The following is a 16,505-nucleotide window of genomic DNA, read 5'->3' on the forward strand; positions in this document are numbered from 1 at the left end:
CTACTCCCACTCGATCGTCCCCGGCGGCTTCGACGTGACGTCGAGCACGACGCGGTTGACGTCACGGACGCCGTTCGTGATGCGGTTCGAGATCTTCGACAGCACGTCGTACGGCAGACGCGTCCAGTCCGCCGTCATGGCGTCTTCGCTCGACACGGGGCGCAGCACGATCGGGTGACCGTAGGTGCGGCCGTCGCCCTGCACGCCCACCGAGCGCACGTCGGCCAGCAGCACGACGGGGCACTGCCAGATCTCCTGGTCGAGACCCGCCTTCGTCAGCTCTTCACGGGCGATGGCGTCGGCCTCACGCAGAATCTCGAGACGGTCAGCGGTGACCTCACCGATGATCCGGATGCCGAGACCGGGCCCCGGAAACGGCTGACGTCCGACGATGGCCTCGGGGATGCCGAGCTCGCGACCGATCGCGCGCACCTCGTCCTTGAACAGGGCGCGCAGCGGCTCGATCAGCTCGAAGTCGAGGTCGTCGGGAAGGCCGCCCACATTGTGGTGCGACTTGATGTTCGCGGTGCCCGCACCGCCGCCGGACTCGACGACGTCGGGGTAGAGCGTGCCCTGCACGAGGAACTTCACCGGAGCGCCGCCCGAAGCCTTCGCCTCGGCGACGAGGTCGAGCTGCACCTTCTCGAACGCGCGGATGAACTCGCGGCCGATGATCTTGCGCTTCTCCTCCGGGTCGGTCACTCCCTCGAGGTGGCCGAGGAAGGTCTCTGCCGCGTCGACGGTGATGAGACGCACGCCGGTGGATTCGACGTAGTCGTTCTCGACCTGCTCGCGCTCGCCCTTGCGGAGGAGGCCGTGGTCGACGAAGACGGCGGTCAGCTGGTCACCGATCGCCTTGTGCACGAGAGCCGTGGAGACCGCGGAATCGACCCCACCCGAGAGAGCGGAGATGACGCGGGCGTCACCGACCTGCTCGCGGATGCGCTCGATCTGCTCCGCGATCACGTTGCCGCTGTTCCAGTCGGAGGCGAGACCGGCACCCTTGTGCAGGAAGTTCTCGATCACGCGCTGGCCGTGGTCGGAGTGCTTGACCTCCGGGTGCCACTGCACGCCGTAGAACCCGCGCTCCTCGTTCGCGAACGCCGCGACCTTCGTGGCCTCGGTCGTGGCGAGCACGTCGAAGCCCTCCGGCGCCGTGGCGACCTGGTCACCGTGACTCATCCACACGTTCTGCTCCGCCGGCTGACCGCCGAGCAGCGTGCCGCCGTCGCCGGAGATCGCGGCATCCGTCGCGCCGTACTCGCGCAGTCCGGTGTGCGCGACCTCGCCGCCGAGCGTCTGAGCCATGTACTGGAAGCCGTAGCAGATGCCGAGCGTCGGGACGCCGAGGTCGAAGACCGCCGGGTCGAGCTTCGGCGCGCCCTCTTCGTACACGGACGAGGGCCCGCCGGAGAGGATGATCGCGACGGGGTTCTTGGCGGCGATCTCCTCGGCCGTGGCGGTGTGCGGCACGATCTCGCTGTACACACCCGCTTCGCGGACTCGACGGGCGATCAGCTGCGCGTACTGCGCGCCGAAGTCGACGACGAGCGCAGGACGCTGCTGGGTCTCGGACTGTTCGGTCAACGGACACCTTCCGGGGCGGGGGTGGAGGCCTCGGCGGCCTCTCGGGTGGCGAGATAGGTCTTGACCTCACGGGCGACGACCGCCTCCATGAAGAACGACAGCAGCGGGATGACACCGCCGAGCGCGAGGAGGATGAAGCGCGGGAAGCGCCAGCGCATCAGGCCCCACATGCGGAAGCACGCGAAGAGGTACACGACGTAGAACCAGCCGTGCGCCACCAGGATGAACAGCGAGAGGTTGAACCCGTCGCCCAGCGAGGTCATCTCGCAGGAGTTGGTCATCGGGGCGAACAGCGACCACCACTGGCAGTCGGGTCCGGCGAGCACGCCGGCGAACCAGAGCGGTCCTCCGGAGCCTCCCAGGAAGAGCTCGAGGTGGATCGGCGTGTACTTCAGCACCATCTCGGTCAGCAGCAGGAGCAGCATGACTCCTGTGATGATCGACGCGATCTGGTAGAACTTCAGCGCACCGCGGATCGCCGGAAAGCTGGCGACTTTCGGTTCGGGCATGCGTCCAGTCTAGCCGCCGGGATCCGCCGCTCGATCCCCCGCGATCGCCCTCACGGCGCCGGGGGCCGCGCGATCAGGAGCTCGGCGTCACCGCTGACCTCGATCCCGCCGGCGGCGGCCGGGATGAGGACCGTGGCACCGGTCGGCAGCGCTTCGCCGTCGAGGTCGGCGGTGCCGTCGGCGATGATCATGATCGCGAACCCGGGTTCGATCACCGACGCTCCGCGCACCGGACGCCGCTCGAGTCGGAAATACCGATCCGCCGCGCGAGGGAAGACCGAACCCGACAGAGGCGCGGCACGCACGAGGGCGGCGAGCTCCGCCGGGCTTCGCGCGGCGGTCGTGACGGCGGTGAGTGCGAGGTCGAAGCCCAGCCCCAGGTGCCCCTCGCCGGGCCCGTCGATGGCGAAGCCCTCCCACTCCAGCAGGATCGACAGGTCCTCCGGCTGCTGCAGTTCGAGCAGCAGCACGCCGGCACCGATCGCATGGAGCTCGCCCGGTGGCACCCAGACGACGTCGCCGGGGCGGACCTCGACCTCGTGCAGCAGGCCGAGGAGCGCCGTCACATCCTGGCGCGAGACCAGGTCGGCGAGCGCTTCGACGCTCGTCTCCTCGCGCAGCCCGACGTGCACGACTCCTCCCTCGAGGATGTACCAGGCCTCCGCCTTGCCGTGCGTGCGGCCGAGATGCGAGGCGGCGAAGTCGTCGTGCGGGTGCGCGTGCACGGGCAGCCGCTGCCCCGCGTCGAGGAGCTTCACCAGCAGACGCGTATCGGATCCCCACCGCTCGGCATGCACGGGACCGAGCCACGACACGGGATCCTCGGCGATCGCGTCGCGCAGCATCCGCCCGTCCGGAAGCGTCGTCAGCCCGAGCACCTGCTCGCCGCGGATCGTCGTGGTCGATCCGACCCAGTCCTCCGGTTCGCGGGGTGCGGACTCGCGTTCCCCGCGGAAAGCGGCGATGCGGGCACCGCCGCGGTAGAAGCGTTCGGCCGGACGGTTCGACGCGAGCCGGATCGGTTTCACGGGTGCCCTCCGCCCTGGGCATGGGCGGCGAGGAACCCGCCCACGAAGGTGTCACCGAGGCCGATCGTGGTCGGGTGTTCGACCTCGAGGGCGAATGCCGGGACGCCGACGGCATCCGGCACGGCCGCCATGACGGCGGCGACGAGTGCCGTCCCGCCCGCATGTCGGGGCATGCGCGCCGTCTCGGCCGCCTGTGCCGCCGTGAATCCGTCACCGAGCCGATAGCGGGTGGCCGCCACGCGCACGGCACTCTCGAGCGCCGCACCGTGCCTGAAGGCCTCGGCGCCGATGGCGAGCGCCCAGTACCGCGTATGCACGACCAGCGCGGGGACGGGGATGATCCGGCGGATGTCTGCCAGGGCGCGGATGACATCCGCCGGATCGAGCAGGTCCACCGACCGCCCGACGTACTCCTGCAGTTCGTCCTCGTTCATGCCGTACACGTCGATGCCGGGGAGCAGCCGGATGCGTACCGTCTCCGCGAAGGCGCGCGTGTAGAAGCCGGCGTCCTCGTAGTAGACGAGAGCATCATCGGGCAGTCGGAGCATCGCTTCGTGGAGCTGCTCCAGGCGCTGCTCGAGCAGGGCATGGTCCTGCATGGTGTTGAAGCCGGAGACGAGGAGCACGGACGCGGTGGCCAGCGTCTCCCCCAGCTCGGCAGCGAGACGCATCTCACGGTTCGGCGGATCGTTGGCGAAGATCAGCCGATTGGGTCCCGGCGAGAAGACATCCCCGTCGTGCAGCCGTATGCGTGCGCCGGCCGGATACTGCACGATCAGGTGCGGATCCAGGGTGTCCTGCGTCGCCGAGCACACGAAGGACACCCCGGGAGGCAGCAGCCGACGCACGTTGTCGTCGATGCTCACCAGATGCTGGATGCTGGCGATCCCCAAGCTGTCCAGGACGAGCCCGGCCCGCACGCCGGTGCCGCCCAGGGTCACCGCGTACTCGAAGTGCGAGGAGAACGCCTCGATCACATCGGATGATGCGACGAAGCGCTCCGCGCCCGTACCGGCGTCGACGAGGGCGAGGACGGCGACCAGGAGCGATCGCTCGTCGACGATGGGCGCCGTCGAGGTCAGCTCCTGCCGCCGCACGCGGTGCACGGAGGCCAGCCGCTCGAGCACCACGGCATCCCACCGCAGCTCGTAGTCCACCGTTCCCCCGAGCCCGAGTACGAGCCGCCTGTCCTCGCCAGCGCTCATCCGCCGATCGCCCTCCCCTTCGAGATCCGCCGTCCGGTCAGTACAGGTCGGCCTTGCCGTCGGCGCCGAACAGCTCGATCTTCTCAGCCGCCGTGGCCTTCAGCGCGGCAATCGGCTCGGGCTGGATCGCGTTCGGCTCACGCAGGCGCTCGTCGGTGCCGAGGATCTCACGCATGCGGTTGTGGTACGAGACCTTGATGTCGCTGGAGATGTTGATCTTGTTGATACCGAGCTCGACGGCGCGGCGCAGCTCGGAGTCGGGGTTCGCCGAGCCGCCGTGGAGCACGAGGGGGATGCCGACCGCGGCCTTGATCTCCTGCAGGAGGTCGTGGCGGAGCTCCGGGTTCTTCTCGGCCGGGTACAGCCCGTGCGAGGTGCCGATCGCGATGGCGAGGCTGTCGACGCCGGTCTCCGCGACGAAACGCACGGCGTCGGCCGGGTTCGTGTAGATGATCTCGGCGGCGCCCGACTCGCCGTAGCTGTCGTTGGCGCCGATCGTGCCGAGCTCGCCCTCGACCTGGATGCCGACCGCGTGGGCGGCATCGACGACCTTCCGGGTGAGGGCGACGTTCTCGTCGAACGGCAGCAGGGAGGCGTCGATCATGACCGAGGTGAAGCCCGCCTTGATCGCGGTGATCATCTGCTCGTAGCTGCCACCGTGGTCCCAGTGGATGGCGACGGGGACGCTCGAACGGTGCGCACGGGAGTGCATCGCGGCGATCAGGTCGGTGGTGATGTGCGAGACCTCGTCGGGGTGGATCGCGATGATGACCGGGGCGGCCTTCTCCTCGCTGATGTCCATGACGCCGTTGAACATCGCCCAGTCGCTGATGTTGAACGCGGGGATCGCGAAGTTGTTCGCATTGGCGACATCGAGGATGGATTTGCCGGTGTAGAGCACTTGTATCTCCTGTTTCGTGGTGGTCTGGGCCCCGGACGGGACGTCGTTCAGCTCTTCACGGACCCGGCCGTGAGGCCGCTGATGAAGTACCGCTGGAAGAAGAGGAAGAGGATGAGTACGGGGATCGACCCGAGCACGCTCATGGCCATGATCTGGTTCCACTCGTAGGAGTGCTGGCCCATGAGGAGCTGGATGCCGATCGGCACGGTGCGCATGTCGATCGTGCGCGTGAGCGTCAGCGCGAACAGGTACTCGTTCCACGCGATCATGAACGTGTAGATGCCGACCGAGACGATGCCGGGCACGGAGATCGGCACCAGGATGCGCCAGAGGGCCGTCATGGAGCCGGCACCGTCGACCCGCACAGCCTCGTCGAGCTCTTTCGGCAGGGTGTTGAAGTAGCCGGTCATCATGATGATCGCGTAGGGCAGGGTGAACACCATGTAGGTGAGGATCAGCCCCGCGTAGGAGTTGTAGAGACCCAGCCCGACCATGAGCCCGAAGTACGGGATGAGCAGGGTGATGGGCGGCACGGCCTGCACGCTCACGATCACGACGTTGAGGATCCGCTTGCCCCGGAAGTCGAAGCGGCTGAACGCATAGGCGGCCTGGATCGCGACGATCAGCGTGAGCACCGTGACGGAGCCGGCCACGATGTAGCTGTTCAGGAAGAACCGCATCGTCTCGGCGTTCGTGAAGATCGCGATGTAGGCGTCGAACGAGAACGTGTCGGTCAGCAGCCGCGGCGGCAGTTCGAAGATCTGCGTGTTCGACTTGAACGAGCTGGACAGCATCCACAGCACGGGCCCCGCGGCGAAGACCGCACCGATGAGGAGTCCGATCATGAGGCCGGTCTTGCCGACCCGACGCTGGTTCTGGGCGGTGAGAGCCATGGTCAGTCCCTCGCTTTCTGATGACGGACGTAGAACACGGCGAGCACCATCGACATCAGCAGCACGAGCACGGCCGAGGTCGACGCGAGCGAGAAGTCGTACTTGGCGAAGGCGAGCTTGTAGGTGAAGGTGCTGAGCACCTCGGTCACATCGATCGGACCGCCGCCGGTGGTCATCCAGATGAGGGCGAACTGCTGCGAGGTCCAGATCAGATCGAGCAGCACGAGGCTCACGATGATGGGACGCAGCTGCGGGATCGTCACGTTCCAGAAGCGCTGCGTGGCGCTCGCACCGTCGACCGTGGCCGCCTCGTGGAGTTCGGCGGGAACCCCCTGGAGCCCGGCGAGCAGGCTCACCATGAAGAAGGGGTACCCCGCCCAGATGTTGATGAAGATGATGGTCCCCAGGGCGAGCTGGGGTGAGGCCAACCACTCGATGTCGGTGTTGAGCAGGAAGTTGACCACCCCGTTCGGGGCGAGCAGCATGCGCCAGAGCACGGCGATGACCGCGACCGTGAACAGCCACGGCAGCACGTAGAGGGCCCGGAAGAGCGACCGCGAGAACCGGCCGAGGAGCGGGCTGTTCAGCATCATCGCGAAGGCGAGGCCGAGCACGAGGTGGGCGGCGACGCTCGTCACCGTGAAGAGGATGGTGTTGCCCGTCGCCTTCCAGAAGCGCGGATCGGAGAGGATCTCGACGTAGTTCGCGATGCCGACGAACTCGGGCGACTTGTTCAGGATCACGTTGTCCTGGAACGAGTAGCCGACCACCATGATGATCGGCACGATCATCAGCACGAACAGCAGGATGACCGTCGGCGAGAGGAAGGCGTACGACTCGGTGGTCTTGCGCAGCTGCCGTCGGCGCCGCGAGAGTGCGACCCCGGTGACGATCACCTCGGTGTCGTCGGATGTTCTGAGACTCATGGGAACTCGAGCTCCTTGGTTGGTCGGGTGCCGCATCGCGACCGCGATGCGGCACCCCGTTCAGGCGGGGAGGCGGGAGGTCAGAACTCCGCTTCCCACGAGGCCTGCGCCTTCTTGAGCGCGTCGGGGATCGACTGCTGCCCGTCGAGCGCGGCCTGGAGCTGCTCACCGAACTGGCGCATGAGGTCCTCGGCGACCGGGAGACCCGTGAACTCGTTCGCCGGGTAGCCGGCCTGGTAGATGTCGAACGCCGTCTTGAAGAGCTCGTCGTCGTTCACGAAGTCCGGGACCGACTTCGCGTTTCCGGGGAAGGCCTTGGCCATCGTGGAGAGCTCGGAGTTCGTCTGCTCGCTCATCAGGAACGACACCAGCTTGAACGCCGCTTCCTTGTGCTCGGAGTTCTCGGCGACGCCGATGCCCCAGGAGGCGTAGGGAATGCCGCGTTCACCGTCGTACCCGTCCTCGGCGGGGATCGCCGAGATCGAGAAGTTCAGATCGGGGTTCGTCTCGCGGATCAGGTTGATGTGCGCGAGCGAGTCGATCATCATGCCGGCGCGACCGTTGGTGAACTCCTCGACCTTGTCCTGCTCCTTCATGGTGAAGGAGCCCGAGGCGATGACGCCGTCGTCCCACAGCCCCCCGATGTACTCGACCGCGGAGGTGACGTCGTCGTTCGTGAGGTCGGGCTGACCGTCTTTGAGCATCGAACCCCCGGACGCCCAGACCCACGACATGACGTCGTTCTGCACGCCGTTCGGCGATTCGAGGGACAGCGGGAGCACCCAGCCCGAGACGTCGCCGCCGAGCGCCGAGACCTTGGCCGCCGCGTCCGCGAACTCGGTGCGGGTCTGGGGCGGTGCGGTGACCCCGGCCTGCGCGAGCAGGTCGTCGTTCGTGAACATCGGGTAGACGAAGTTCACGACCGGGATCATGTACGTGCTGCCGTCGACCTGGATCTGGCTGGCCAGCTCGCTGTCGTCGTAGTCGTACTCCTCCATGAGCGCGCTCAGGTCGGCGATGACGCCCTGAGAGGCGAAGTCGTTCACCCACGCGCCGTCGAGGCCGACCACGTCGGGCATGGTGCCGGATGCCGCACCGGCGAAGAGCTGCTCCTTGGTGGACGCGTACGGCCCGCTGACCAGCTCGACCGTGATGTCGGGATTCGTCTCCTCGAACTGGTCGATGAGTGCGCGGAACTCGCCGTCGGGCAGTTCCGGCTCCCACCACTGCGCGAACTCGATGGTGACATTCCCGTCACCGCCGCTGTCGCCATCCGTGCCGGGCGTGCAACCCGCCAGGGCCAGAAGGGTAACCGCCGCGGTTCCGGCGCCGACGATGATTCGGGTTCGTCGCTGCCCTCTTCCGACTGTGCTCATCACTTCTCCTCGTTGAGATCGTGCCGCATCACGCGCTTCAATGCTTGTTCATGCGGTTTTGAGCCATGTTATGCCGTTGCCTGCCGATTCGTCAACCCTGTTCTTTCGCCTGCATCGCGTTGTGGCGCTGATTTTCCCCGCGCATCTGCGAGCAGCACCCGAATCACCCATCTGCGGTTTTCTGCACGACTATGCCGCGTTCGTGCCGCTCCTGTGCTAGATATGGGTGCATGGATGCTTCAGCGACCGGACAGCGACGCCGCCTTCCGGCAGGTCGGAAGGCCGACCTCGCCACCTACGTCGAACAGACGGGACAGGTGACGGTGAGCGACCTGGCCGAGCACTTCTCCGTCTCGATCGACACGATCCGTCGAGACCTCGATCAACTCGATCGAGAAGGCGTACTGATCCGCACGCACGGCGGTGCGGTCAGCGCGGCCAGCGGCCAGCTCAAGGACCGCGCCCTCGACGTGCGCCTGCGCATGCAGACGGAGGAGAAGGAGCGCATCGCACGCATCGCCGCCGGCCTCGTCGAAGACGGTTCCGTCGTGATGCTCAATGCCGGGACGACGACGCTCGCCGTCGCCCGCGCGCTGCGCAATCATCACGATCTGACGATCGCCACGAACAACCTGCGTATCCCCGGCGAGCTGTCGCCGTCGGCCTTCCGCGACCTGTACGTGTTCGGCGGTGCGGTGCGATCCATCACGCAGGCGACGACAGGCCCCGTGACGTTCACGATGACCCCGGGCGGACCCGAGGTCGACATCCGCTGCGACCTCGCCCTGATCGCCGTCGGCGCGGTCGACGAAGCCGGGTATTCGACCTCGAACCTCGGCGACGCCGCCATGATGTCCGAGATGATCCAGCGAGCAGAGCGCACGGCCATCCTCGCGGACTCCACCAAGCTCGGCCGTCGGTTCTTCGCCCAGATCGCGCTGCTCGAGCGTGCGGACTACCTGATCACGGACGCTCCCCCTCCGCCGCGCATCGCCGCTGCTCTCGCGCAGGCCGACGTCCAGGTGCTCACGCCCTAGGGCCCGAGGCCTGCCCGCGCCCGAGCCGTCACGCTCGCCGAGTCGCGACAGCGACGACGAAGGCCGCCGGGATCGCTCCCGACGGCCTTCGCCTGTGTCACCCGACTAGCGGATCAGAAACACTCTTCCCCGATCAGAACCACCGGGTGAGCAGCTCCCAGAGCCAGTCGAGGATCGCACCGATGATGCCGCCGGCGCGGTTGACGGTGACCGTGGCGGTCGCCGCATCCCCGTCGGCCTGAGACGCCGCCACGGTGTACTTGCCCGACGGCCCGCTCTTCGGCACGGTGACCTGGGTGCTGAACGTGCCGTCCGCCCCCACCTGGACCGTGCCGACCTGGACCGGCTTGCCCTTCTTCGGACGCAACTCGATGTTCACCGTCTCACCGGGCACGTAGCCTTCGCCGGTGACCTTGAGGTTCTTGCCCGCTGCCACCTTGGAAGACCCCAGGGTGATCGTGCCGGCGAACTCCTCCTCACCGGCGATCGTGAACGGCACCTGCACCGTCGTTCCGGTTCCGGCGACCGCGACGGTCAGGACCTGCTCGCCGAAGACGCCCGACGGAACAGTGAATGTCAGGCTCGCGCGCCCGCCCTCATCGGTGGTGTCGACCACGGCCGGGTCGACGGCTCCGGTGGCGAGCACCGTGTCGCCCAGCGAGAGCGTCACCTCGCCCGGTGCCGGCTCACCCGCGCTGAAGGCCAGCGAGGAGAGCGACACCGTCACCTGGTCGCCGGCGCTGTAGCCGTCGGCATCCGCCGCGCTGACGGCGACACCGACTGCCCGCTGGGCGTAGTCGGGGCTCGCGGTCTTGTTCGCGTCGAACCAGTCGACCATCGACTGCAGGTCGATCTTGCCGGTGTCGCGCTTGCCCGCGCCCTCCTTGAAGGTGAAGAAGTTGTCTCCACCCGCGGCGAGGAACGAGTTGGCGGCGACCGTGTAGTTCGCCGCCGGGTCGACCGGCGTGCCGTTGAGCGTGATCGACGTGATCCGCGAGCCCTGTGCCGCGGCGGGGTCGTAGGTGTAGAGCAGACCCTCCGAGACTCCGAGCTTCAGGAACGGACGCGCCGAACCCGCCGGCTGCCACTGCTCCTCGAGCACGCCCTTCAACTGCGTACCGGTGAGCGTCAGCGTCACCAGCGTGTTGGCGAACGGCTGGACCGTCGCCGCCTCGCGATAGGTGACGTTGCCCGCAGGATCGTTCGCGTTGGACGAGGCGTAGGTGAGGTTCGCGCGGATGCCGCCCGGGTTCATGAGCGCCAGGTCGGCGCCCGTGGACCACTGCTGCACGTCGGCGACGAAGTTGCCGATGGTGGACTCGCCACCGCGGTTCTCCGTCTTGCCGTCGCTCTGGCGTGCGCGGTTGAAGTCGGCCGTGATGTCGCCGACCTTGATCGCGCCCAGGACGTCGGCCTCGGCCTTGGCCTGGTCGACGATCGCCTGCACCTCCGGCACCGCCGGGTACAGCGGCTTGCCCGCAGCGGTGAGGGGCTTGATCTCGTTGGTGATCGAGATCAGGTCCGACGTCTCAGGGTCGACCTTGATGTTCATCAGGCCCAGGTTCTCGCCGTACTGCCCCGCGGAGACGACCGGGCGGCCGTCGATCACGTGGTTGTACGCGAGGTGGGTGTGCGCCGACACGATCGCGTCCACGTCGTCGTCGACGCCGTAGACGATCTCGCCGAGGGGCGAATCCGGAGTGATGCTCGACAGCTCGACGCTGGATGCGCCCTCGTGTACGAGCAGGATGACGACATCCGCCTCCCCGTTGGACTCGTCACCGTCGCGCAGATCGTCGGCCACCGCGTTCACGGAATCGACGATGCTGCGGACCTCGAGATCCTTGATGCCCTCGGGCGAGACGAGCGAGTCGAGGTCTTCGGTCACCGCTCCGACGAAGCCGACCTTCACGCCGTCGAGTTCCTTCACCCAGGCCGGTGCGAGCGCGGGCTCGCCGGTCTCGGTGACGAACACGTTCGACGAGATGTACTCCCAGTCCGCGCGCTCCTGCACGCGGTCGCGCAGATCTTCCCAGCCCTGGTCGAACTCGTGGTTGCCCGCAGCGCTGACATCGAGACCGGCCGCGTTCAGCGCGTCGATCGTCGGGTTGTCGTCGTTGATGAACGAGGTGAACGTCGACGCACCGATCAGGTCGCCGGCACCGGCGAAGATCGTGTTCGGGTTCGCGTCGCGGAACTGCTTCACGGCTCCCGCGAGGACGGCGGCACCGGCGGCGGCACCGTCGGCCTCGACCCGGCCGTGGAAGTCGTTGACCGTGACGACGTCGATGCTCACCGGCGGGATCTCCGAGGAGACGCCGACGATGATCGGGTCATGGTCGCTGGAGCGGTAGGGCGTGCCCTCCTCGGTGGCGCCGTACGCGTAGCCGCGGTCGCTCCACTCCGGCGAGTTGATGCCCCACACGCCCGCGCCCGTGATCGACGACACGAGCGACGGCGACGCGATCACGTGGTCCAGCGAGCCGAGCTCGCCGTCGAACGTGTACGTGTACTGGCCATCGGTCTTGTCGGCGACGAGGTCGCTCCACCCGTTCGACGTGAACACGTCGATCGGGTCTTCCTTGCCGTAGGCGTTGAAGTCGCCGATCAGCAGCATGTCGCTGCTGCCGGTCGTCTCCTCGAGCTCAGCGGTGAAGGCGAGGATCGCATTCGCCTGCTTCACGCGGTCGGCGTTGAAGAAGCCCTGTCCGTCGGCCGGCTCGGCACCTGCGCCCTCGGGCGGTGACTTCGACTTCAGGTGGTTCGCCACCACGGTCACGACGCGACCGTCGATGTCGAACGCCTGCGCGATCGGCTCGCGGGCGTTGCCCCACACGGTCTCGTCGGTGACCGTGGCGCTGTCGCCCACGGTCTCGACGGCGTCTTTCTTGTAGATGATCGCGTTGGTGATGAAGTCGGTCGTCGCCGCGTCGTTCAGCGCGGCGGGCGTGGGAACGTAGCCCCACACGTCGCTGCCGGCGTCGGCGTTGAGGCCGGCGACCAGATCCTTGAGCGCCGTGTCGACGGGCTTGCCGAGCTTCACCGAGTTCTCGATCTCCATGAGGGAGACGATCTCGGCGTCGAGTCCGTTGATCGCCGCGACGATCTTGGACTTCTGGATCGCGAACTGCGCCGCGTTCGCGGCCCCGCGGGCGTTCGAGTTCTCACTCTTCAGCGTCGTGAAGTAGTTGTAGACGTTGAACGACGCAACCTGCACGTCGCCGCCCACCTCGGGCGCGGACTCGGTGCGCGGGTTCGTCGCCTCGAAGCCGACCTTGAGGTCTGCGGACGAGGAGTCGTCGATCGGCACGACGGGCTGCAGACGCCAGTCGTTGAAGCCCCACTGCAGCACATAGCCGTTGTCGCCGAAGTCGACCGTGTCGCCGTTGCGGACGACGGCATCCTTCGTGAAGTACGGCTGTTCGCCCGGGTGTCCGCTGTTGGACACCTGGATGGACCAGCCGTCGTCGAGCAGGATGCGGTTGGCGCGGTTGGTCGCGGCGATCGCCGCCGCCTCGTCGCCGGGACGAGTGGTCTCGGTGCTCTTCACCGCGAGGTCTGCACCGGCGTTCAGCCACAGCGTGCCGAAGTTGAAGAGCTGGTGGCTGGAGGCGAGACGGTAGCTGCCCTCGGGAGCCACGTACATGTTCTCGTACTGCTCGCGGTCGGCACCCTGCACCGTGGCGGGCAGCGGCGTGACGGCGGGAACGCCGACGCCGGCGGTCAGCACCTCGATGTCGGCTGCTGCGGCCGGGTTGAGCTGTGTCTGCCCGAAGTACTCGCTCACGGAGCCGGTGACCGAGACGAGGTCTCCGATCTCGAGGCTCGGAGACAGAGCGTTCAGGAAGACGAACACGCCGTCGGAGGCACCGGGAGTCGCGTCCGCCGCGCCACCGGAGCCCTGCGTCTGGATGACGATGCCCTTGTAGCCGCCGGTGCGGTAGTCGGCCGTGACGACACCTTCGACCTGCACGGTCTTGCCGCTCAGCGGAGAGACATCGGTGGTGCCCTGCACCTCGGCGATCGTCGCCTTCGTCGGCTCGCCGCCCGGGTCGGTGCCCGGGTCGGTGTCGCCGGAGTTCTGCGGGGTGATCGTGGCCGAGAGCGTGAAATCGGTGCTGTTGTCGTCGGTGTCGACGCCGTCGGTGCGGTTCAGCGACTTCACGTCGGTGTTGCCGGCGGGCGGGGTAGCCGCCTTGGTCTCGAACGTGTTGGAGGTGCCGTAGCCGAGCAGGTCGAGCACGCCGTCGACGCCCACGACCGAACCGGGAGTGAGAGTCACCGCCGCCGTGCCCTCGACGAGCGCCAGCGTTCCTGTGGTGCCGCTCGGGGTCAGTGTGCTCGTGGCGTCCGGAGCGGGCAGTTCGGCGCCGTTCGCGCCGTTGCTGTTGCCCTGCACGAGGTAGTGGCCGCCGGCCGGGATCACGCCGGAGAGCGTGGCGACGCCGTTGGCGGCGCCGGTCCCGGTGCCGGAGCGGTACTGCAGCGACATGCCGTCGAGGGTGATCGGCGCCGAGGTCGGGTTGTAGAGCTCGACGAACTTGTTCTTGAACGCCGCCCCCGCGCTGCCGCCGGAGAGATACGCCTCGTTGATCACCACCCCCGTGCCGGTGGTGTCGGCGGTGGCGGGCACAGCGGCCAGCGAGCCGAGGCTCAACGCGGCGACGCAGGTCACGGCGAGAGCGCCGATGCGCCCCCGACTTCTACGGTGCGAGACGGAACCCATGCGGTTCTCGTCGTCTGGAGCGGACATCATCGGTGCTGTCTCCTCGGTCGGGTTCGACACTTCTCAGGACTGACGCTGCACACAGGGGAAACTCCCAGCATGCTCACATGGTGCGAGCATACGTAGCGGTCCGGACATCCTCAACGGAGTTTTCCGATTCGTCATCGAGCGCTCACCGGATGGCCTCGACGACCCCTGACGAAGGTCGCTATCGCGAGGCGGCGGCACGCAATTGCGCACGGACTCGCGCGCCGATGCGCGGATCGATCAGACGGTTTCCGCCGCGGCCGCGTCTTCGAACTCTTCGACCTCGCGCTCCCAGGCATCCTTCGCGAGGCGATACCAGAGGTAGAACGCGAACCCCGCGAAGATCGCCCACTCCACCGCGTAGAAGACGTTGAGCCAGTTCACCGGCGACATCTCCTCGGGGGCCGGCGACGAGATGTCGACCAGACCGGCCGTCGCCGTCGTCGAGGCCAGGTAGGGGCGGTAGACGTCGAGCTGCTCGATGTCGTGCCAACGGCTGAGGAGGGCCGCGGGCGACATCCGATCCAGTTGCTCGGGATCGGAATGCGGCGGGACCTGGGGGCCCTCGTCCGAGATGATGCGCCCGGTGATATCGACAGGAGAGCCGTCGGCACCCGCCTCGAGCTCCTTCACCGCAGCGTCCGCGGTGGCCCGGTCCGGCGCCCAACCGATCGCGACCGCGATGGAGGTGCGCTCGTCGACGCGCAGCTGCCCGGTGACCCAGTAGCCCTGGACGTCGTCGTTGAACCGGCTCGACACGACGATGAAGTCCTCGGGAACCCAGACACCGGAGGTCTCCACACGCTGCCCCACGAGCGGCTCGGGAAGATACTGGCCCGGTTCGAGGACCTCGGTGAGCTGCTGCACCTGCTCGGTGGCGCCGGGGTCGGGCGGATCCGTCTCGATCGCACGCTCGAGCTGCCACTGCCCGAGCCAGGCGAACACGCCGGCGACGAGGAGGCAGAGCAGCAGCATGCCGATCCAGCGTCCCCGGAGCATGACCTCACGCAGGGTCGGGGGGAACAGAGCAGGAGTCGTCACGGTGGTGCGCTGAACCTCAGGCCTCGTACGGTGCGAGCACGACCTCGACCCGCTGGAACTCCTTGAGGTCGGAGTATCCGGTGGTCGCCATCGACTTGCGCAGCGCACCGATCAGGTTCGCGGTGCCGTCGGCGACCGGCGCGGGGCCGTAGAGGATCTCTTCGAGCGTGCCGATGCCGCCGACCTCGACCCGACGACCGCGCGGGAGCTTCGGGTGGTGGGCTTCGGGACCCCAGTGGAATCCGCGGCCGGGCGCATCGGTGGCGCGGGCCAGCGCGACGCCGAGCATGACGGCGTCCGCCCCCATGGCGAGCGCCTTGACGATGTCGCCCGAGGTGCCGACGCCGCCGTCGGCGATCACGTGCACGTAGCGGCCACCGGATTCGTCGAGGTAGTCACGGCGCGCGGCGGCGACGTCGGAGACCGCTGTCGCCATCGGCGCGTGGATGCCGAGGGTCGCGCGGGTCGTGGACGCCGCTCCCCCGCCGAAGCCGACGAGGACGCCGGCTGCTCCGGTGCGCATGAGATGCAGTGCCGCGGTGTAGGTGGCGGCTCCGCCGACGATGACGGGGACGTCGAGGTCGTAGATGAACTTCTTGAGGTTGAGGGGCTCGGCGACGCTGGACACGTGCTCGGCGGAGACCGTGGTGCCGCGGATGACGAACAGGTCGACGCCGGCGCGGGCGACGGTGTCGTAGAACTCCTGCGTGCGCTGCGGCGTGAGCGAGCCCGCCACCGTGACGCCGGCCTCGCGGATCTCCGCGAGGCGACGGGTGATGAGCTCGGGCTTGATCGGCTCGGCGTACAGCTCCTGCATGCGGACCGTGGCCGTGCCCTCGTCGAGACCGGCGATCTCGGCGAGCAGCGGCTCCGGGTTCTCGTACCGGGTCCACAGACCCTCGAGGTCGAGCACACCCAGTCCGCCCAGCTGACCCAGCATGATCGCGGTCTGCGGGCTGACGACGGAGTCCATGGGGGCTCCGAGCACCGGGATGCCGAAGCCGAAGGCGTCGATCGTCCAGGCGGTCGACACGTCCTCCGGGTTGCGCGTGCGCCGAGACGGCACCACCGCGATGTCATCGAACGTGTACGCGCGACGTGCGCGCTTTCCTCGGCCGAGCTCGATCTCCATGGTCACCCCTCCAGCCTACCCGGGCGCGGCGGTCGACTCGGGCAGAGCTCGAAGCGTCGCGGAACGGCGACAGCGCTCGAAGACATCGAGCACCGAGTGCACCGCCTTTCACCCGGA

The 16,505-nt window shown here is 67.8% G+C and carries 12 protein-coding genes; 1 reads left to right on the forward strand and 11 read right to left on the reverse strand.

Features of this window, described 5'->3' with window-relative positions; all coding sequences use genetic code 11:
- The 8 genes from guaA to CQ034_RS14555 form a co-directional block, all read right to left on the reverse strand.
- Positions 1–1,587 carry a glutamine-hydrolyzing GMP synthase gene (gene guaA / locus CQ034_RS14520; protein WP_105711600.1) on the reverse strand — a complete coding sequence of 529 codons (1,587 nt, stop codon included), beginning with the start codon at positions 1,585–1,587 and terminating at the stop codon, positions 1–3.
- Positions 1,584–2,096: a DUF3817 domain-containing protein gene (locus tag CQ034_RS14525; protein WP_105711601.1), complete on the reverse strand. Its 513-nt coding sequence runs from the start codon at positions 2,094–2,096 to the stop codon at positions 1,584–1,586. Before CQ034_RS14525 ends, guaA begins: the two co-directional genes overlap by 4 nt.
- A 50-nt stretch (positions 2,097–2,146) precedes the next feature.
- Positions 2,147–3,124: a class I mannose-6-phosphate isomerase gene (locus tag CQ034_RS14530; RefSeq protein WP_105711602.1), complete on the reverse strand. Its 978-nt coding sequence runs from the start codon at positions 3,122–3,124 to the stop codon at positions 2,147–2,149.
- Positions 3,121–4,329, reverse strand: coding sequence for an ADP-dependent glucokinase/phosphofructokinase (locus tag CQ034_RS14535; RefSeq protein ID WP_105711603.1), 1,209 nt, complete (start codon positions 4,327–4,329; stop codon positions 3,121–3,123). Before CQ034_RS14535 ends, CQ034_RS14530 begins: the two co-directional genes overlap by 4 nt.
- A gap of 37 nt (positions 4,330–4,366) precedes the next feature.
- The gene (locus CQ034_RS14540) at positions 4,367–5,230 is read right to left on the reverse strand and encodes a ketose-bisphosphate aldolase (protein WP_029262268.1); all 864 of its coding nucleotides are present in this window, start codon (positions 5,228–5,230) and stop codon (positions 4,367–4,369) included.
- 47 nt (positions 5,231–5,277) lie between these two features.
- Entirely contained in the window at positions 5,278–6,123 is an 846-nt protein-coding gene (locus CQ034_RS14545; RefSeq protein ID WP_029262267.1) for a carbohydrate ABC transporter permease, read from the reverse strand.
- Between the two features lie 2 nt (positions 6,124–6,125).
- On the reverse strand, positions 6,126–7,049 hold the full coding sequence (locus tag CQ034_RS14550; RefSeq protein WP_105711604.1) for a carbohydrate ABC transporter permease: 924 nt from the start codon (positions 7,047–7,049) through the stop codon (positions 6,126–6,128).
- Positions 7,050–7,129: 80 nt separating this feature from the next.
- A complete protein-coding gene (locus CQ034_RS14555; RefSeq protein ID WP_105711605.1) occupies positions 7,130–8,425 on the reverse strand; it encodes a sugar ABC transporter substrate-binding protein in 1,296 nt (431 codons plus the stop codon).
- Between the two features lie 230 nt (positions 8,426–8,655).
- On the opposite strand from CQ034_RS14555, the gene CQ034_RS14560 reads away from it, so the two are divergent.
- Complete coding sequence (locus tag CQ034_RS14560; protein WP_029262264.1) at positions 8,656–9,462, forward strand: DeoR/GlpR family DNA-binding transcription regulator; 807 nt, start codon at positions 8,656–8,658, stop codon at positions 9,460–9,462.
- Positions 9,463–9,595: 133 nt separating this feature from the next.
- Here the strand turns inward: CQ034_RS14560 and CQ034_RS14565 are convergent, their stop codons facing one another.
- From CQ034_RS14565 to CQ034_RS14575, 3 genes are all read right to left on the reverse strand, one after another.
- Positions 9,596–14,218, reverse strand: a complete 4,623-nt coding sequence (locus CQ034_RS14565) for an ExeM/NucH family extracellular endonuclease (RefSeq protein WP_105711606.1) — start codon at positions 14,216–14,218, stop codon at positions 9,596–9,598.
- A 237-nt stretch (positions 14,219–14,455) separates the two neighbouring features.
- Positions 14,456–15,214 (reverse strand): SURF1 family protein, encoded by a 759-nt coding sequence (locus CQ034_RS14570; protein WP_051662555.1) that lies wholly within the window; start codon positions 15,212–15,214, stop codon positions 14,456–14,458.
- Positions 15,215–15,272: 58 nt separating this feature from the next.
- Entirely contained in the window at positions 15,273–16,388 is a 1,116-nt protein-coding gene (locus CQ034_RS14575; RefSeq protein ID WP_029262261.1) for a GuaB3 family IMP dehydrogenase-related protein, read from the reverse strand.
- Positions 16,389–16,505 lie beyond the last annotated feature (117 nt).

This window comes from Microbacterium sp. MYb45 (genome assembly GCF_002979655.1).
Classification (GTDB): domain Bacteria; phylum Actinomycetota; class Actinomycetes; order Actinomycetales; family Microbacteriaceae; genus Microbacterium.